The sequence below is a fragment of the Methanolobus halotolerans genome (assembly GCF_004745425.1).
Lineage (GTDB): Archaea > Halobacteriota > Methanosarcinia > Methanosarcinales > Methanosarcinaceae > Methanolobus > Methanolobus halotolerans.
Genome location: NZ_PGGK01000009.1, coordinates 19,179 through 37,438, shown reverse-complemented (window position 1 = coordinate 37,438; position 18,260 = coordinate 19,179). Strand labels below are relative to the sequence as shown.

General features: G+C 46.4%; 15 protein-coding genes. 5 read left to right on the top strand and 10 right to left on the bottom strand.

The window, feature by feature from the left end; translation table 11 throughout:
• Nucleotides 1-148 precede the first annotated feature (148 nt).
• The 3 genes from CUN85_RS08965 (at nt 149) to cca (ending at nt 4,269) form a co-directional block, all read left to right on the top strand.
• Nucleotides 149-1,510 (top strand): glutamate-5-semialdehyde dehydrogenase, encoded by a 1,362-nt coding sequence (locus CUN85_RS08965; protein ID WP_135389992.1) that lies wholly within the window; start codon nt 149-151, stop codon nt 1,508-1,510.
• 41 nt (nt 1,511-1,551) lie between these two features.
• Complete coding sequence (proB, locus tag CUN85_RS08960) at nt 1,552-2,685, top strand: glutamate 5-kinase (protein WP_135389991.1); 1,134 nt, start codon at nt 1,552-1,554, stop codon at nt 2,683-2,685.
• 186 nt (nt 2,686-2,871) lie between these two features.
• Nucleotides 2,872-4,269, top strand: coding sequence for a CCA tRNA nucleotidyltransferase (cca, locus tag CUN85_RS08955; protein WP_135389990.1), 1,398 nt, complete (start codon nt 2,872-2,874; stop codon nt 4,267-4,269).
• Here the strand turns inward: cca and CUN85_RS08950 are convergent.
• The 10 genes from CUN85_RS08950 to CUN85_RS08905 form a co-directional block, all read right to left on the bottom strand.
• Complete coding sequence (locus tag CUN85_RS08950) at nt 4,262-5,101, bottom strand: DNA-3-methyladenine glycosylase family protein (RefSeq protein ID WP_135389989.1); 840 nt, start codon at nt 5,099-5,101, stop codon at nt 4,262-4,264. The genes cca and CUN85_RS08950 overlap by 8 nt on opposite strands.
• Nucleotides 5,102-5,103: 2 nt before the next feature.
• The gene (locus CUN85_RS08945; protein WP_135389988.1) at nt 5,104-6,471 is read right to left on the bottom strand and encodes an ADP-dependent glucokinase/phosphofructokinase; all 1,368 of its coding nucleotides are present in this window, start codon (nt 6,469-6,471) and stop codon (nt 5,104-5,106) included.
• Between the two features lie 4 nt (nt 6,472-6,475).
• Nucleotides 6,476-7,963 carry an ADP-specific phosphofructokinase gene (gene pfkC / locus CUN85_RS08940; protein WP_135389987.1) on the bottom strand — a complete coding sequence of 496 codons (1,488 nt, stop codon included), beginning with the start codon at nt 7,961-7,963 and terminating at the stop codon, nt 6,476-6,478.
• A 313-nt stretch (nt 7,964-8,276) separates the two neighbouring features.
• On the bottom strand, nt 8,277-9,461 hold the full coding sequence (gene argJ, locus CUN85_RS08935) for a bifunctional ornithine acetyltransferase/N-acetylglutamate synthase (protein WP_135389986.1): 1,185 nt from the start codon (nt 9,459-9,461) through the stop codon (nt 8,277-8,279).
• An 11-nt stretch (nt 9,462-9,472) separates the two neighbouring features.
• On the bottom strand, nt 9,473-9,937 hold the full coding sequence (locus CUN85_RS08930) for a CBS domain-containing protein (protein ID WP_135389985.1): 465 nt from the start codon (nt 9,935-9,937) through the stop codon (nt 9,473-9,475).
• A gap of 46 nt (nt 9,938-9,983) precedes the next feature.
• Nucleotides 9,984-10,997 (bottom strand): N-acetyl-gamma-glutamyl-phosphate reductase, encoded by a 1,014-nt coding sequence (argC, locus tag CUN85_RS08925; RefSeq protein WP_135389984.1) that lies wholly within the window; start codon nt 10,995-10,997, stop codon nt 9,984-9,986.
• Between the two features lie 225 nt (nt 10,998-11,222).
• Nucleotides 11,223-11,771, bottom strand: coding sequence for a ferredoxin domain-containing protein (locus CUN85_RS08920; protein WP_135389983.1), 549 nt, complete (start codon nt 11,769-11,771; stop codon nt 11,223-11,225).
• A 106-nt stretch (nt 11,772-11,877) separates the two neighbouring features.
• Nucleotides 11,878-12,927 (bottom strand): CobW family GTP-binding protein, encoded by a 1,050-nt coding sequence (locus CUN85_RS08915; protein ID WP_135389982.1) that lies wholly within the window; start codon nt 12,925-12,927, stop codon nt 11,878-11,880.
• A gap of 58 nt (nt 12,928-12,985) precedes the next feature.
• Complete coding sequence (locus CUN85_RS08910; protein WP_135389981.1) at nt 12,986-15,997, bottom strand: PAS domain S-box protein; 3,012 nt, start codon at nt 15,995-15,997, stop codon at nt 12,986-12,988.
• Between the two features lie 144 nt (nt 15,998-16,141).
• Nucleotides 16,142-17,326, bottom strand: coding sequence for a PQQ-dependent sugar dehydrogenase (locus tag CUN85_RS08905; protein ID WP_167848844.1), 1,185 nt, complete (start codon nt 17,324-17,326; stop codon nt 16,142-16,144).
• A 208-nt stretch (nt 17,327-17,534) separates the two neighbouring features.
• On the opposite strand from CUN85_RS08905, the gene CUN85_RS08900 reads away from it, so the two are divergent.
• Complete coding sequence (locus tag CUN85_RS08900; RefSeq protein ID WP_135389979.1) at nt 17,535-17,873, top strand: winged helix-turn-helix domain-containing protein; 339 nt, start codon at nt 17,535-17,537, stop codon at nt 17,871-17,873.
• Nucleotides 17,873-18,157, top strand: coding sequence for a carboxymuconolactone decarboxylase family protein (locus CUN85_RS08895; RefSeq protein WP_135389978.1), 285 nt, complete (start codon nt 17,873-17,875; stop codon nt 18,155-18,157). The genes CUN85_RS08900 and CUN85_RS08895 overlap by 1 nt, the downstream gene beginning before the upstream one ends.
• Nucleotides 18,158-18,260 lie beyond the last annotated feature (103 nt).

Below are 18,260 nucleotides of genomic sequence, written 5' to 3'. Positions count from 1 at the left end.
ATGAACCCTGCGATTGAATTTTGAATACTCAACTTCATTATCGATAAGTATAAGAGCAAAGAACAATGTGCACTATCACTATAGTATATAATAGAGACTCTTAGTAATCTTACATCCCTCTTTTAATAAACCCAAGGTGGTCCATTTCATGGTTCTGGAAATTGAAGAAAAGGTCGTTGAGGCAAAAAAAGCATCCATAATCCTTGCAAGTGTCAGCACGCAGGCAAAGAACTCTGCTCTTCAAGCAATGGCAAAGGCACTTGACGATAATCGTGATAAGATTCTTGCAGCAAACCAGAAGGACGTTGAGACTGCAGAGAAATTGAAAAGGAAAGGTGAGCTTTCACAGGCACTTGTAGACAGACTCAAGGTAAGTGACAGCAAGATAAGTGGAATGATCGAAGGTATCCGTGATGTTGTAGAACTTGAGGAACCTGTTGGTAAGACCATCGGCGCCCTTGAACTTGACCAGGGGCTTGAGCTCTACCAGGTAAGCTGTCCGATCGGGCTCATTGGTGTGATATTTGAGGCACGTCCCGATGTAGTGCCACAGGTAATGTCCCTCTGTCTGAAAAGCGGGAATGCCACCATATTCAAAGGGGGAAGCGAAGCACTCAATTCCAACCGTGTTATATTCGATCTCTTAAATGAAGCCGCAGAATCCGTAAAGAGCATGCCGGAAGGTGCATTCCAGTTGATGGAAACAAGGGAGGAGGTCAACGATATCCTGAGCATGGACACATACATAGACCTGCTTATCCCAAGGGGGTCCAATGCGTTTGTAAAATACATGCAGGACCACACAAAGATACCGGTCCTCGGCCACGCAGACGGTATCTGCCACGTATATGTCGATAGCGATGCAGACCTCACAAAGGCATACGACATCTGTTTTGACTCCAAGGCCCAGTATCCTGCTGTCTGCAATGCAATGGAAACACTGCTTGTCCATGAGAAGGCCGCTGAGAAGTTCCTGCCTACAATGGCAAAGATGTTTGATGAATCCGGGGTGGAAATGCGCTGCGATGAACAGTCCTATGCTATCCTGGAAATGATAGATTTTCTTAAAAGCATCCTCAGAGCCACCGAAGATGACTGGAGTACCGAATACAACGACCTTATAATTTCTATCAAAATAGTCGGATCGATGGATGAAGCAATAGAACACATCAATACCTATGGCTCACATCACACAGATGCCATCATAACCGAAAACAAGTTCAAGAGAAAAGTATTTACAGACCTTGTAGACTCATCCAGCGTCATGATCAACGCTTCCACGAGATTTGCAGATGGCTTCAGGTACGGAAAAGGTGCTGAGGTTGGCATCAGCACCAACAAGATCCATGCCAGAGGACCTGTTGGTATGGAAGGACTGCTTATCTACAAGTACATACTTGTTGGAGACGGTGACAAAGTAGCAGACTACGCCGGACCTGAAGCCCGAAAATTCACGCACAGGAAGATTAACAGGAAGATCTCGGACGTACTTGACACTACATCGGAATAAACTGTAAACGATCAGATACAATTTACAACAGAGGCATACTTTTGCTCGACCGCAAAGAGATCTTCAACGATATCAACAAGATAGTAATAAAGATCGGCACATCTTCTATTAATACGGAAGATGGAAATCTCGATCGTCCATTTATGGACAGGCTCGCTTCCCAGGTGGCAGCTCTGCATGAAACAGGCAAAAAGGTAATCCTTGTAAGCTCAGGTGCGATAGGCATAGGTATTGATATGCTCAGCTTTGACAGCCGGCCCAGGGAAATACCAGTCAGGCAGGCCTGTGCAGCCGTAGGCCAGAGTGTGCTCATGCAGGAGTGGAGCAACTCCTTTTCCAGGTACAACCTTAAAGTCGCACAGATCCTGCTTACATACGAATCTTTCTCAAACAGGCTCACATACCTGAACCTGAGGAACAGCATATCCACATTGCTCAGCTATGGGGTCATCCCCATAATCAATGAGAACGACCCTACCTGTGTTAACGAGATCGAAGCCACCTTCGGTGACAACGATAAGCTCTCTGCAATGGTAGCAAGTAAGATAGAAGCGGACCTCCTGATAATACTTTCCGATATCGACGGCCTCTATGATAAGAACCCTAAACGTAATCAGGATGCTAATTTCATAAGTGTTATCTATGAGATCACTCCAGAGGTGGAAAGTTACGGTGGCAGCCCGACCAGCATGAAAGGTGTCGGCGGAATGAGGACAAAGATAGAAGCCGCCAAGATATGCCACATGGCTGGTTGCAACATGATAATTGCGAACAGCAAAGCCGAGAGCATTATCAAAAGGGTTCTGGATGCTGAGGATATAGGTACCCTTTTCGTCGCGAACCAGGAAGTCCACAAGAACAGGATCAGGTGGATACTACTCTCCAAAACATGCGGCTCAGTGGAGGTTGATGCGGGTGCAAGGGATGCCATTCTTAACAGCATGAGCCTGCTGCCTTCGGGCGTAATCAGTGTGGAAGGCAGTTTCGGCAGGGGAGATATTATAGAGATAAAATGTAATGGTGTTACCTTTGCCAAGGGAATCACCGATTACAGTTCAGGGGAACTGGAAAAGATTAAAGGTATGCATACGGATACGATAGCCGACATCCTTGGTTATAAGAACTATAACCATGTCGTGAAAAAAGAAAATATTGGACATTTCAGTAAGGAATGATATATAGGGAAAAGTGGCACCTTCCCTTATACCTTCACTAATTTTAAGGACACATAATATCCGATCGTATCTGTCAGCATCCCATAGCCCACTTTTTGCTTTCTGGAGCTTTTGTACGATTCAGGATCCGAAGGCAGGACCATATCTGAACCATACAAAACTTGATATCTGAAAAAAGTACTAACAATGGACAGAACAATGATCAATGAAAAGAACCCTGGATCTGCAATAGAACAACGTGTTCTAAAAAAAATCAAGCCTTCCGCACAAGAGAAGAAGAGACTCTGCCTGACTGTTGATGAGTTGCTTGAGAAAGCAGATATTGCAGCCGGGAAACTGGGGGTAGCAACCAGGGCGATGCTTGTAGGTTCTGCTGCCAGAGGTACATGGATATCAGGCACCCATGACCTTGACATCTTCATCTCATTTCCAGAGGAGACCAGCCGGGAGGAACTTGAATCATCGGGCCTTCTCATTGCCAGAGAACTTGCAAAGGAGGCGGAAACCTATGAGGAGAGGTATGCGGAACATCCTTATCTCAATATGAGATACAGAGGATTCGATGTGGATGTGGTTCCATGTTTTGCTGTTAGCTCGGCATCTAACATAAAATCAGCAGTCGACAGGACACCTTTCCATAACAGATTCGTTAAAGAGCACATCAATAACCTTCAGGATGACGTCATGATATTGAAGCAGTTCATGAAAGGGACCGGTGTCTATGGCTCCGAACTGCGCACCCAGGGATTCTCAGGATACCTAACGGAACTGCTGGTTATCCATTATGGTTCTTTCAAAAAAGTCGTTTTCAATGCGTGCGAGTGGAAGCCAGGGATGGTGATCGATCTGGCAGGACATGGAAGTGTGGACCACAAAGAGTCCCTTGTGGTTGTGGATCCCACCGACCCCAGGAGAAATGTTGCTGCTGCACTCTCTATCGACAGATTTGCTCAGTTCATAGAAGCGTGCCGTTCCTATCTTGATGGTCCTTCGTTGAGATTCTTTTTCCCCGAACCGCAGGAGCCCCTCGATGACAGGGAGATCCATATACTTATTCAAGAGCGTGAAAGCTCATTCCTGGCAATTGTTTTCGATACCCCGGATGTTGTGGAGGATGTGCTATATCCACAGCTTGATAAAATGCAAACAAATATCAGGGCATTACTGGAGCAGTATGAGTTCACAGTGCTCAACAGTGGTACATGGGCAAACGGGAGATCGATCGTTCTTGTGGAACTTATCTCATCCACCCTCCCACGGGTTAAAAAACATCAGGGACCACCTGTATGGGTACGTAGTCATGCACAAAGTTTCAGATCCAAATATGAAGGATCGAATGAGACCTTCTCACTTTACATCGAGAATGGAAATTATGTCGCAGATATCAGACGCAAGTTCCCAACTGCAAAAAAACTTATTGAGGAGAGATTAACGACCTGTTCCATGGGTAAGCATCTTACAGATGCAGTTGAAAAGGGGTACATGATACTTGAGAACGAACAGCTCTGCGATATCAAGGATGACAGTTTCAGGGTGTTCATGCGAAAATGGATAAATTGTGTAGATACCGGGTCTTTCAGATAAGACCTTCAAGTCTTTTCTGATAAAAGAAATACTGCTGGGCATAGCCGCAATACTCTCCGAAATACATGCGGCCCCAGTTGCCGATCTTGCTCTTTGTGACAACGCCGTTAAAGAAATCATGATGCCCATAGACTGTCCTAACAACCTTTTCTACGTGAGTGTCTACGGGAAAAGCCTCCATTTTTTCGAATGCGAAGAGAAGTATGCAGTCTGCGACCTTCTCTCCGATGCCCTCAAGGAACATGAGCCTCTGTTTTGCAGCATTGTAATCCAGTTCGAAAATATCGTCAAGTAACAGATCCCCTTGTTCCACATGTCTTGCAGCCTTTATCACACGTCCTCCCCTGAAACCAAGCTTGCACCCACGGAGGTCATCATCACATGCATGGACCAGTGAATGAGGTTCAGGAAAACTATAGTGGCCATCTTCTATCTCCTTTCCGTAATTCCTGCACATCACGGAAATACCTCTTTTTATGTTAGGAATGCTCCAGGCGGTTGCAAGCATATAGGATATGAGACATTCCCATGGATCCTGCCTGATAAGACGAAGCCCCCTGTACTTTCTTATGGCATCACCCATGAACTCATCCTTATTGACATTCTGCAGGATACTGTCAAGGTCATCATCAAAACGGAAATAATTCTCAAAAAATGATCTCGACAGCCTGGATTTTACCAGGACCTCACCGCTTTTTGGGTCCTGCTGCAAACGTGCAACTTCACCATTCACAACCCCGACCCACCAGCTGTCAATATAATCCCACCTGAATACCTGGCCGCAGTCCAGTGTGTAGTTCAGGTTGAAGTTATCGCGGAAAAGTGTGTACATTATCAGGCCCTAAGTTCAAGTTCTCGTAAGAATATGGCGGAAGAAATAGTATCACCAAGTCCAACAGTAGCTACCGGATCACCACATAGGCGCGTCGGAACAGCGCAGATGAAATGTTCACGGTACTTTCTGAAAATAGAATCCTCCCTGGTAATACCATCATCCCCTGAAGGGATTTGATCAGCAATATTCTGCACCTGTTCCTTCCCATATTTGCTCCTTCCTATAGAAGAAGCTATTTTAAGCAGGTTTTCCCTCTCATCAAGCTTTCCCGAACATGCAAAAGCTGCAGCACAGTTGACCCCGAAGTGCAGGGTTTCAAGTATGTGTTCCGCTCCTAAGTGCATGTCTGATGCCACAGACAGCACAAACTCCCTCGTATGGATCTGGACCCTGCCCGGACCTGAAACTTCACAAAGGGATACTGCGGTCTCAAGTATGGCTTCAGCGTCCATTTCCAGTATACCGGAGGTATCCAGTTCACTCATATGAGCAAGCATGGCAAGTTCATCTTCGTTAATGCCTATACTGTCTACAAGGGGAAACAGACTGTTAAAAACATCATATGCCATTTTATCCGAAGAAAAATGACCGAATTCCACATGTATGTACAGTTTGTTGTTGAGAACTTTCCATTCTTTCAACTGGTCAAGCGATCTGTTCAGTTTTTCTACATAGCTGCTCCCGTCAGGATATCGTTCCCTCAGCAAATGGTAACCAGAGATTAACGCCCCATCCATTTCGCCAATGTGTTCAAGGGCATACCTGCTGAACTGCTCATCGATATGAAGTTCGAAGTTCAGGGGATCGTAGGTCGCAATGAACCTGTTCTCCCTTGGAACGGATATAATGTTTTCAATAAACCTGAACTTCTCCCCCTTCTTGAAATCGAAGACAAAGTGGATCAGCTCGTTCTCGTCGCTTTCAAAGGTTGAAAAGGCTCCCCCGGACCCATCGATCTGTATTTCCCCGCCATCCGGGATGAATATTGCCTTTCTGGAGAAGAAGGACATCTGTAATTCGGAGGGATTCGCCACATTGGGTATGACCCTGGATGCACCAAGTTCAGAAAGGACATTTGCCATGATACCCATATTGCCACCCATCCTCAGAAGCGAACCTTCAAGGAAATTATTCCGAAGCCAGCGGGAAACTTCCTTGTCACGCACCATCCATTCGGCACCGGTCCCTTTTTCCATAGATGTGAAAAGACCTGCAAAAAAATCAGGAATGGAGGATATGAATCCCGGAGGATCCTTTATCTTTTCACTTATTTCTTCTCTGTAACTTTCAGCCATTTCGGCCATCTGCGAGCCGTCAACCTTATAGATGGCATCAATGTTGGCATTGTAACCGCAAAGGATCTTCATATATCTACTCCGGACACTTTACTTTGTCCCTGTCCCTGATCTTTGTCAGCAGTGCAGCAAAGGCACCTGCGGATATGGCATCACCTATACCTACAGTACCTGCCGGATCATGCACGACCTTCGTAGGAACTATCACCAGGCTATGCCCGAGGGCATTAACACATCCTTCCTCGAACTCATCCATGGAACAGATACCTTGCCTTATGAGATAGGCAGCCAGGCTTTGCAGATCTTCATACCCTTTCTCATAAACAGGCACTCTAAGGCCCACTTCCGCATCATCTATACTGCTGATCTTGCCAATTGAAGCCTGGGTCGCGGCCAGTATGGACGCAAACAGGAGGGCCTCCCTGTGGTCTTCAATGGTGACAGGGTGGTCTTCCGATACCAGTGATATGAAATGCCCCAGGGAATGTATATTGACTATCTGCAATTCAAGCTCTTTCAGAAGTATGACAGCACCCTCATAAAGGGCTATAACACTTTTTTCGTCTTTGCTCATGACAGCGAAGGCAAGTTCCTCATATCCCAGGACATTGAGAGCGTTAGCAACCTCCACTGTGTCAAGGCCCAGGGAAGTTACGTGTTTTTTTACGATGTCGGTTAGTATTGCCTTGCGGATGACCTTGTTCTGTATGGATGTGAATTCCACGTGGATTGGCATGTCGGCATTGCATGCTTTAAGGGACTCGATGACATTCACAGCCTTTTCCACATAATGGTGATATGTCAGGCCATCCCCGTACTCCTCCCTTATTATCTGGTAACCTGCAAGTATAGCACCATCTATATCCTGCCTTAATTGAGGAATACGCTCGTAAAGTTCACTGTCCATGTCTATGCGCAGCCAGTCCGGCCTGGATGAGACGATCAGGCGGTTGTCCCTGGGCACTGTGAAACATTCTCCCGCACAACAGACATTCATTCCCTTGGAAAATTCGATTATCCAGTTTACCTTGGGTTTTTGGCCATGGTAGTTGATCTGTTTGGGGTGTTTGAGCACGAGTTCACTGTCCTCGACTGCAGGATACTTCAGGTTAGGAGTATCCACAAAGTACTCAGCCTGCTCTTCAGACAACCATGGCACATAAGTGATCACTTTATTCAGACCCAGATTTGCAAGCAGGTTGGACATGATTCCGGCCTGCCCGCCCATGCGGGCATAATCAAAAACAAGGTTATCCATGAGCCAATCATGCAGATCAACTGTATGGGTGGGCACTTCCGCAGCCTTTCCATCACGCATGGAGATGATCAGGCGGGCCATAAAGTCAACAGGGCTGTCTATCACCCGGGGATACCTTGCCATCTTTTCCTGAATGGCACCACATCCAAGGATGCCTACAAGCTTCTTCATTTCTTCCTCGTTTATGTGCTTGATGGCATCGATATTGCTGTTATAAGCTACGAACACTCCCCTGATATTACTTAATGAACCTTTAATATTCTCAAATGCTTCTGCGTACTGCTTCTCCCAATCTTCTATTTCCATAGTCTCACCCGGTGAATATAGGATATGTCAGGAATTTATATATAAAGATTGGATGTGAGAGGCTGATTTTTCCTACAAGCCATTTTTGAATATATTACCTTCGCTACAGCACCCTTTATTCTACTTCCGGCCATCCTCTTTGCCCGGTCAGACACAACCATCGGGTTCCAAACACGCAGGTTGCAAAGTCTATAACCCAAAATATGACATATAAAAAGATTAAAATGAAGATTCCTTAAGCCATTCATTGAAATGCCTTGATCCGGCAAGTAGCTATTATGTAACTATATAAGATCATCTTTTGATAATCTTTTCAGGTAGTATACTCGGCATTGATCCTGACATAATCGTATGTCAGGTCACAACCCCACGCCGTTGCATTAGCATGCCCCATGCCGAGGTCGGTTATAATGAAGATTTCATTGCAGGCCATGATGGATTTGAGCTGCGACAGGGCTTCCTCGTCGTTCCTGACAACCTTACCGTCCTTTACAAGTTCTACGACCTCGGTACCGGCTGAGAAAGAAAGGGATATCTTCTCCTGGTCCATATCGGCACCTGAATAGCCAGCTGCCACTATGACACGTCCCCAGTTGGGATCCTCACCGAAGATGGCCGATTTTACCAGAGGAGAGCGGACGATCGCCTTTGCGACAAGACGGGCATCCTCTTCGGTGACTGCACCTGTTACCTTGGATTCTATGAGCTTGGTGGCGCCTTCACCGTCGATGGCTATCATCTTAGCAAGCTGTGTGAGTACGAACTCAAGGCCTTTACGGAAGTCATAGGTATCGGGAGTGATGCCGGATCTACCTGTGGCTGTTACCAGTACCATATCGTTGGTGCTCGTGTCACCGTCCACCACAAGCATATTGAAGCTCCTGTCAACGGATTCTCTGAGACATGAACTTAGCGTGTCCGAAGGTACGACTGCATCTGTGTAAACAAAGGCCAACATGGTGCCCATATTGGGCTCGATCATTCCCGAACCCTTGGCAATACCTGCTATGCGGAAGCCTGATTCCATCTCGATCGCCACTTCCTTGGGAACCGTGTCGGTAGTCATGATGGCACGGGCTGCCTGCATACTGGCTTCGGATGTATCCGAAAGTACATCCGTGACCTGAGGGAGAGTTTCCTCTATCCATGCAAGGTTAAGCTGGCGGCCGACAACACCTGTGGATGCGACACCTATCAGCTCCTCATCCAAATCCAGGTTACTGGAAACCAGCGATGCCATCTTCCTTGCACTGGCAATACCCTGATCGCCTGTGAAGGCATTAGCATTCCCGCTGTTCACGATAATTGCGGCAAGCTTCCCTGTCCCTGCAATGTGCTCACGGGTCACTACCAGAGGTGCTGCTATCACTTTGTTCCTTGTATAGACCCCGGCAGCATTCCCTTCTGCCTGGATGACTGCCAGTCCCATCTTCCCGGTTTTTATGCCTGCTGCACGGACACCCTTCACCGCACAGATACCGCCTTCAATGAAATTCATACAATCCCTTCTTACAGTTTGCCAAGTCCGCGGATAATGTCACCACGGGTAACAATACCGACAAGCAGGCCGCCTTCGATGACCGGCAACCTGTTAATCTTATGCTTTGTGATGATCGCAGACGCCTTCTCTATTGAATCTTCCGGAGAGATCGTGTACACATTCGTTCTCATGATATCTTCCACAGGTTGTGATCCCACGTCGTCAAGCATGCGTTTAGTGTCTTCCCAGTTGATCAGCTCCCGGATAGGCACCTCAATGACCTCAAAGGGACTGGGAAGCCAGAGTCCTCCATGCTCCGGAACCTCGAGCAGCCGGAGCAGGTCACCTTCGGATACAACACCCACGACTTTGCCATCATCTACAACAGGAAGACCGCTTATATCGTTCTGCTTGAGCAGCCGTGCAACATCCCCTATAGTATCATTCGGGCTGCATACGACGACATCCGGATTCATCACATCTTTAACTTTCATGGATATACCTATTTCTTAATTCTATTTCAGCATTGCCGACATCTGCTTAAGGAGCTGCTGCCGCATTCCAGAGACCTAGCTTTTCATCAAGCCCGAACATGAGGTTCATGTTCTGTATCGCCTGCCCGGATGCACCCTTTACGAGATTGTCAATGGCAGACACTACTACTACACGGTTGTTCCTCTTATCCGCCTCAAAACCGATGTCACAGAAATTCGAACCCCTTACCGAACCAAGAGAAGGAAGACCGTCAAGCACACGCACGAACGGCTTGTTACGGTACATATCCTCATACAATGTCCGAACATCATCCGTGCTCATCTTATCCTTTGTGAATACATGTGCCGTGGTCAGTATGCCCCTGATGGCAGGCACAACATGCGGAGTGAAACTGATGTTGGTCAGGGAATTGTCAAGTCTGTTGAGCTCCTGAGTGAATTCTGCCACATGCCTGTGGGTGGTCAGCTTGTACGCCTGCACGTTCTCCGCCATATTGGGATAGTGTGACGTTTCGGTAGGTGCGATTCCAGCACCGGTGACCCCTGATTTGGAATCGAATATCACCGAGCTGATCATTCCCGCCTTCGCCAGCGGAGCTGCCGCCAGCGATGCTCCCGTAGGATAGCACCCCGGATTCGCAATGAAACTCTGTTCCGCGACTTCCGGGTGAAGCTCCACAAGCCCGTATACCGCATCCCTTGGGTCACGGTGTTCGAACCCGTAAGCTTCTTTGAATGCATCGGGTTTCAGCCTGTAATCCGCGCTCAGGTCTATGACCTTCAGGTCACCGCCAAGAAGTTCCGGCACGATATCCATCGCAGCCCCATGAGGTACTGCAAGGAAAGCAACATCACAGCTCTCCCTGGCCTCTCCAGGCCCAAGGTCCTGGAACTTAAGGTCCAGAAAACCCTTTAGATGCCGATGAGTACCGGAAACAGGTTTTCCTGCAAGTTTCCTTGAAGTAGCTGCAACAATATTGACCTCTGGATGGTTCAGGAACAGGCGCATCAATTCCCCGCCCGTGTATCCCGAAGCACCGATAATTCCTGCGTTTATCATGATATCACTAAAAAGTTATTATCGATTATATAGTGAAAAAGTGGTTGTAGTGGTATAATGGTTGCGCTTTGATCAGAGACAGGAATCTTAAAATTGACCATGATCGTTTGCCGACCATACCAGTACAAATAGAAGATCATAGCAGGTTCTTATTAATATTAACAGAGATGGAGAGCTTGTAGACGGCCTAACGACCGGCTGCTCCATAAACTGTCAAACGACCGACTACTTTGTAGACGGTCTGTCAAAGAATATATTCTTACCCTTCACACTAAGCGGCAAAGCCATTGCAACATCCGCATCAATCATATCAAAATAGCATGCTGCCGCTCCTGCACTATACAGTACCCTGTTATCAACGCACAGGTCCTTTGCCTTTGATGCCGCAGATCCCACGGCAATTCCGAGGTCCATGTACTTGATCATGCAGTGGGGACCTGTGAACTCCTTTTTCACTTTTTTTGTATCAAGCATTTCTTTACAGGTCTCAAAACCACAGGCTCCACAGTCAAGGCCACTTGCACCGGATGGCTTCAACCCGATGAGAACTATTGCATCAGCATCCCTTACATTATTTGCATCCCTTATCAGGAACTTTAATCCTTTGACCTCGCTCAAATCTTCCATTTTATTTGCAAGCTCGGCCTTTTCAGCCTCGTCCAGCAGGCAGGTTATGATATCGTCAATACCCTTACCTTTGGGTGCGGTCCTCGCAGCCACAAGTATTGCCTTTGCAAGCATTTCAGTTATGCCGGTCTCAGGGTTCAGTTTCATGGAGAAAAGAAGGAGAAGCTTCTATTTATGTCTTAAGATAGGAAAGTTCCGGAGAACCCCCGGTCCGGCTCCCGGCCTTTTAGGATGAAGGATATGTTCATCCACATCATTTCAAATTCAGATCTATCGGACCTGTCCCGGAAGAAGAGGGGGTCTTATCATATTCAATCCCTTCGGCCTTCAGGACACTTTGTACCGAACCATCGATTATGTCTGTAAGTATGTCCCGGGGAACCAAAGTTACGGCGGAAAGGAACCTCAGGTGTTGCTCACAATCACCTGCCTCATCCAGGATCTCCACAAAAGGGGTTCCATGAGCGGATGTAAGATTGGCTTTTATAAGTCCCTCTTTGAACTTGAGTGTCATCTTGACGTGACCTATGAACTCAGGATTTACCTCCTGTAACTTATCCTTTATATCCGATAGCAGATGCACAAGCATGCTGGTCACCCTGTCAGGGTGCAGACCAGGAGTATGCAGGGAATATTCTCCCGAATAGCTGCCTACACCTGACATTTCGATGGAGTTTAGGTCCGGGCCCGTGTGCCCGGTCACACTCTCACCTGCAAGCAGGTCCAGGAAGCGCTGGAATCTGGCATCAGCTTTCTTGGCAGAGAATTCAACAATGATTGCATCGGGATTCAGTTGTAATACGGTTCGGGTCGCTGCAGCGATGGTCTCTGGATCCACCAGGTCTATCTTGTTGATGCAGACTATCTCGGCTTCTTTTATCTGGTTAGCTATAAAGACAGGGATCTGATCGAGCTCCATATTTATCCTGCTGGCATCCACAAGGGACACTACCGGAGCAAAGGTAAGGTCTTCAAGACCCATAAGCTCTATATGCTCCTTTATCTGCATGGGAAAAGCAATTCCTGTAGGCTCTATGATAACGACATCCGGGTTATATTCCTCCTCCAGGGTCTGCAGAGTGTATTCCATACTGATGCGCAGAGAGCAACATATACAACCGCTAGTAAGCTCTTTTGTGACAAGACCTGACTCAGATATCGTCTCGCCATCAATACCTATCTCGCCGATCTCATTAACAATTATGGCTATTTTGTGGCCTTTGTCTATGAGATGCTTTCCGAGGTTTCTCAGAGTTGTCGTCTTTCCGCTTCCCAGAAAACCACCTATAATTATAACTTTCATTTCTTTCACTCTCGATTACAATAATATGATTTTTCAAAAGCCACTACATATCTGAAGATCACTGTTTCAGAGGCAGACGGAAATGGAACGTGCTTCCCTCTCCTTCGATGCTCTCAGCCCAGATATTCCCACCATGGTCCTCAACTATTTTTTTGCATATATAAAGACCAAGGCCTGTTCCACCGTACCTGCGTCTTACCGATGAATCTACCTGATAGAACCGTTTGAACAGACTTGATATCTTGTCTTCGGGAATACCAATGCCAGAATCACTTACAGATACATGGATAGAACTATCATCCACATACGCACCGACACCTATCTTTCCGCCCTTTGGAGTGAACTTGATCGCATTGTCTATCAGATTTATAAGCACATCCGTCAGTTTATCCCTGTCACCTCTTATTGAAGGCAGGTCTTCCGAAATATCCATTTTGATAGTGATATCTTTTTTCTCAGCCTGTAAAGCCAGGTCCTGTATAGAATCATTGATGATCTCAGATATCATGATCTCATCGAAGGAATAAGAGAGCTTCCCCGCCTGTGCCCTGCTGAGATATAGCAGAGAATCCACAAGTTTGCGGAGACGTTCGGAATTACGGACCACTGTATCAACCGCCTTTTTCTGCTGCTCATTCACAGGACCGAGAGTACCGTCAGATATAAGCTGGCTGTACCCCTGTATGGATGTCAGGGGAGTCTTGAATTCGTGACTTACGTTTGACAGGAACTCATCCTTCATCCGGTCCAGGGACTTCAGATCCTCGTTTGCTTTCGAGAGCTCGGCATTGGCCCTGGAAAGTTCCCTGTTCACATGGGCAAGTTCAGAAGTAAACTCCCGGAGGGTGTCCTCTGTCTTTTTTTGCTCCATGATCTGCCACATTCCTTCCATGAGCAGGGTCAATTGTCTTACATCGGCCTGATCGTACGGATTCCTCTTGTTTCCAACACCTGCCACACCGACTACTCTTTCACCGTCAACTATGGGAACGCTCATGTAACGCTTCATCCTGATGTGACCTTTGGGGTACCCCTGTTTGAACTCTTTATAGTTCTCGTAATCGTTGACAATAACAGGACGTTTCTGGCGGACCGGTTCTCCCCAGAGTCCAGTTGATTCAAGCAGATAATCGAACTTCCTTTCCTCCACATCGCAGTCCAGCATTACGTTCCTTGACCAGGAATATATACTGAGGACCGTTCCCTCTTCTTTCAGGAACGCGAGATATCCCATCTTGCTCTGGGTAAGCCTCACAGCCTCTTCCTGCACGAAATCAGCTATTTCCTTTAATGACCGGTTTGTCATCTGAGTAAGCTTAAGAAGGGTTTCGAGCCTTGACTCATCCAGATGCAATGCCTCTTCAGCTTTTTTGCGCCCCGAGATATCCTCAAAGATACCAATCCCGCCCAGCAGTTTTCCATCTTCGGAGATGCTCGGACTGAAATCACCTTTTATCAATACGGAAATACCACTGATAACGGTATGGTATTCCCCTTCGAAATGCCCTGTCTTCCTTGAAAGAGCATCTTGAACAGCCTTTTTCATCCTTTCATCCTTTATACATGTGACCATGTTGAAACCCAGGATGTCCTCTTTTTTCTCAAGGCCTATTATTTCAAGGTATTTATCATTACAGTGAGTGATCGTACCTTTTTCATTGAAATGGAATATACCAAGAGGAGAGTTCTCAAAGATCATACGGTACTTCTTCTCGGCTTCAAGTACAGCCTCTTCAGCTTTTTTTCGCTCTGTGATATCTATTATGATACCCTGATAGTATGCAGGTCCTCCTTTCTCATCTTTTATGAGATAGGACCTCTCCGTGACCCATCTTGTCTCTCCGGAACTTGTCAGCAGGCGGTATTCTTTTGAAAAATAAAACTTCTTCTCGATCTCAAGCTGTTCAACGGAGGTTCGCAAGAGATCGATATCTTCCGGGTGGACTATATCCCCGTATACAAGCTTGCCTGATATGAAATCTTCCGGCGTATAACCAAACTGGGTAATATTCTCAGAAATGAACTCTATCGGCCAGTCCTTTTCAGCACGCCAGAGAACAGCAACAACAGGACTCTTCCTGTAAATATCCTCCAGTTTCTCGAAGGATCTGAATTTATCCCTTAATGTTTTATGACTGATCTTTTGATCGAATATCTTACCAATAGTGCCCATCATTCCAGCGTATGAACCATCTGCATCCGTCAGAGGGAGCAAAACCCCGCTATGGTAGATGTACTGCCCGTCCGGTTTTATGAAAGGGAAAACATCATACGTTTTAGGACGAAGCTTCTCTTTTGCCATCCTGAAAAGTTCGATGAAACTCGGTTCATCTTTATCTATTTGCCTTGGCACGAACCTTGCCAGTTTCTGTCCGATGACTTCCTCTTTTGAGAAACCGGATATTGATTCCATGCCTTTGTTAAAGTATACTATTCTGTCATGTGTGTCGACAGTCCAGACGCCTGTCCATATGTTTTCGAGTATATTTTCAGGAAAGACCTTTTCCTTGATCAGTGGTTTGCATGCCGAAGAACTTTGAAGCAGGTCCCACCGGCCATTCTGTTTTATTATCGTGCCATCATGAGTCCTGATGATGTCAAGTATTTCCGACCTCGTGCGGGCCTCAAGAAGAAAAGCGAACAAAGCAACAATGTCTTTCCTGCGTATGATATCCATACCTTTTTTCTCGAAATCGGCAAATCTTTTCCAGGAATCCTCTCCCACTATTGTGAATTTATCGACTATCCGGAGCCCGGTGTACCCTTCGGATGTAGCTGAATCATATATATCTTCCCATTTCAAGAGAGTTCTTTCGGATAAGGGTTCTTCACTTGCAATATAGCATTCCGTGCAGGGCATTATCATTAACTGGCCGCTCCTGAGATAGGATTCTACATCGATACCCACATCCTCCAGGAACTTTTCCGCACTTTCTGAGCTTATCTGGCCCGAAACTGCCCAGACACAACGTTCGTTCCCTTTCAGACCGGCACCCAGAAATGCAGCCACTACACTCATAAATTCTTCAGTGGTTTCGTACAAAAGCGAAAAAGAGTTCCCCTGAGGCATATCAAGTGCAAAATCAATGTTAGAATCTATTGTATCAGCTCTGATGCTATGACCCCGCAGTTCCTGATAACTGTCAATATTACTTAATTATCCCTCTCGTATATGTATTTAAGTGCGTAAGGAACTGCCCATCCGGATAAAGACTTATCCGGCATAATATATCCTGTATACCTTCCCGGCATTGTCATCACTTACCAGTAACGAGCCGTCTTCTGCAACTATAACATCCACAGGCCTTCCGATAACAGTTCCGTTATCATCCAGCCAGTCAGTTGCAAAATCATTGACAACCAGAGTATCCATGTCAATGTTCACTATTTTGTACCCTGTAGGCTCCTCGCGGTTCCAGGAACCATGATAGCATACGAAAAGGTCGCCCAGATATTCCTCAGGGAATGTATCCCCTTCATAGAAAACAAGTCCGAGAGGTGCGGAGTGTGCCTGCAGGTCCACTAGACTGGGTGTCTTGTTCTCACAGACATTCTCATCCGAAATGCTTGTATCGAATTCCGTATCGCGGACATTATCACTGTAACAGACAGGCCAGCCGTAATCGTTACCTTCCTCTACCAGATTAATCTCATCCGGCGGGAGGTCATCGCCAAGCCAGTCGCGTCCGTTGTCCGTAGCATAGAGTTCCCCAGTCTCAGGATGGAATACCATACCCACGGAGTTTCGCAGCCCGGTGGCAAACACACTGCAATTGCTGCCGTCAATGTCACACTTTGTGATAGCAGCCCTGCGTTCATCCTCCTCGTAACACACATTGCATGAGGAACCTATGCTCAGGTAAAGTGAACTGCCATTCACTTTCACTGTTCTTGTTGAATGGCCCCCGCCGGGAATATCATCGATAAGGATCTCGGTACTGTTCGCATCTGCGACCAGGTCACCGTCATCATCCCTAACCCGGATCACCTGATCCTCTTCTGCGATATAGAACCAGCCGTCGGAGTAATCCAGTCCATGTGGGTAGTTGAGCCCGGAAATGAACACTCCCACCTCATCAGCCCTTTTATCCCCATCCCTGTCCGGCAGCACAGCTACCAGATTTCTGTTAGGTATGGATACATATACAACTCCATTCTGCTGCAACAGCATGCGAGGTCCCGGGTCAGGACCCGGATAGGATACAAGACTGTTTCCAAGGTCATCTGCATATGTTTCGATAACAAATCCTGGCGGGAGGGATATCTCACCGGTTCCGTCAACTCCCACAGAAGGCCGCACTCCGAAATAATTGTATGCAATGAAAGCAAATATGGACATCAGCACTATAACGAGGAGCAAGCTCCACCAAAAGCTCCTGCCTGAAGAATCTTTTAACATGCTATAACCCTGATCTGTCTTTACTTTAATTTGATCACGAGGGAATAAAAGGATTTGGTGGTCATGGTTCAGCATTTTCTTTGAAAAGACCTTTCATCCAGCAGTATTTTCGCAATACCTGCAACCATAATTATAAATAATTACAAGTTTTTTTATTTTCAGTAAATACTGAAACTTAAGTGATATTATACAGGTGGAAGATAAGAAAATGGCCGGAGAAGATCCTACAAAAAGAAAACATGAGTGGATGAGCAAATTAGAGAAAGAGGGAAGACTGAAGGCAAATCCTACAGAGGACCATGCCATCGGACTCAGGACCCTTCAAAACCCGACACGCAGAAAGATCCTCAAAATGCTCAATGGCTGTTCATTATGCATAGAAGAAATAGGGAAAAAGCTGAACCTCAGCGACTCACAGGCAAAGTTCCACGTGGACATGCTGGAGAATGCACTTTATATTGACAGAATAGATAACAGCGAACCTACGATGTACCAGCTTTCCCCAAGAGGAGAAGGTTTTCTCCAGAACGTGGAGGAGGTGAAATAATGCATGATCAGAAAAAGATCGATGAGATCGACAAGAAGATCGGTTTTACCTCTATGAAGGATGCCATTATGAAAGATGGAGCAATCGACAGGAGAACAAAGAAACTCCTTGCGATCTCAAGTGCTGTTGCTGTTGGTTGCGATAAATGTTTTTCAACTAATAAGAAGCTTGCAAAGGATGCCGGTATTTCAGATGAGGAAATTGAGGAAGCAATACTTGTTGCCTCGCTCATCAGACTGGGTTCCGGGCTGAACTATAACTGGAAAACGATAAATGACGAATGACAGAAGGGTTTCCTTGAATAATTGCAATCTGGAACGACCTTTTGTGAAATGCTGAAAACTGACAGACCCCAGGCACTTTTTAGAGAGAACGACATAGGGACAG

Excerpts from the sequence above, each read along its gene's own strand:
- CUN85_RS08965 (WP_135389992.1), top strand. The coding sequence starts at position 149 with ATGGTTCTGGAAATTGAAGAAAAGGTCGTTGAGGCAAAAAAAGCATCC.
- cca (WP_135389990.1), top strand. The coding sequence starts at position 2,872 with ATGGACAGAACAATGATCAATGAAAAGAACCCTGGATCTGCAATAGAA.
- CUN85_RS08950 (WP_135389989.1), bottom strand. The coding sequence starts at position 5,101 with ATGTACACACTTTTCCGCGATAACTTCAACCTGAACTACACACTGGAC.
- CUN85_RS08945 (WP_135389988.1), bottom strand. The coding sequence starts at position 6,471 with ATGAAGATCCTTTGCGGTTACAATGCCAACATTGATGCCATCTATAAG.
- pfkC (WP_135389987.1), bottom strand. The coding sequence starts at position 7,963 with ATGGAAATAGAAGATTGGGAGAAGCAGTACGCAGAAGCATTTGAGAAT.
- argJ (WP_135389986.1), bottom strand. The coding sequence starts at position 9,461 with ATGAATTTCATTGAAGGCGGTATCTGTGCGGTGAAGGGTGTCCGTGCA.
- CUN85_RS08930 (WP_135389985.1), bottom strand. The coding sequence starts at position 9,937 with ATGAAAGTTAAAGATGTGATGAATCCGGATGTCGTCGTATGCAGCCCG.
- argC (WP_135389984.1), bottom strand. The coding sequence starts at position 10,997 with ATGATAAACGCAGGAATTATCGGTGCTTCGGGATACACGGGCGGGGAA.
- CUN85_RS08920 (WP_135389983.1), bottom strand. The coding sequence starts at position 11,771 with ATGAAACTGAACCCTGAGACCGGCATAACTGAAATGCTTGCAAAGGCA.
- CUN85_RS08915 (WP_135389982.1), bottom strand. The coding sequence starts at position 12,927 with ATGAAAGTTATAATTATAGGTGGTTTTCTGGGAAGCGGAAAGACGACA.
- CUN85_RS08910 (WP_135389981.1), bottom strand. The coding sequence starts at position 15,997 with ATGCCTCAGGGGAACTCTTTTTCGCTTTTGTACGAAACCACTGAAGAA.
- CUN85_RS08905 (WP_167848844.1), bottom strand. The coding sequence starts at position 17,326 with ATGTTAAAAGATTCTTCAGGCAGGAGCTTTTGGTGGAGCTTGCTCCTC.
- CUN85_RS08900 (WP_135389979.1), top strand. The coding sequence starts at position 17,535 with ATGGCCGGAGAAGATCCTACAAAAAGAAAACATGAGTGGATGAGCAAA.
- CUN85_RS08895 (WP_135389978.1), top strand. The coding sequence starts at position 17,873 with ATGCATGATCAGAAAAAGATCGATGAGATCGACAAGAAGATCGGTTTT.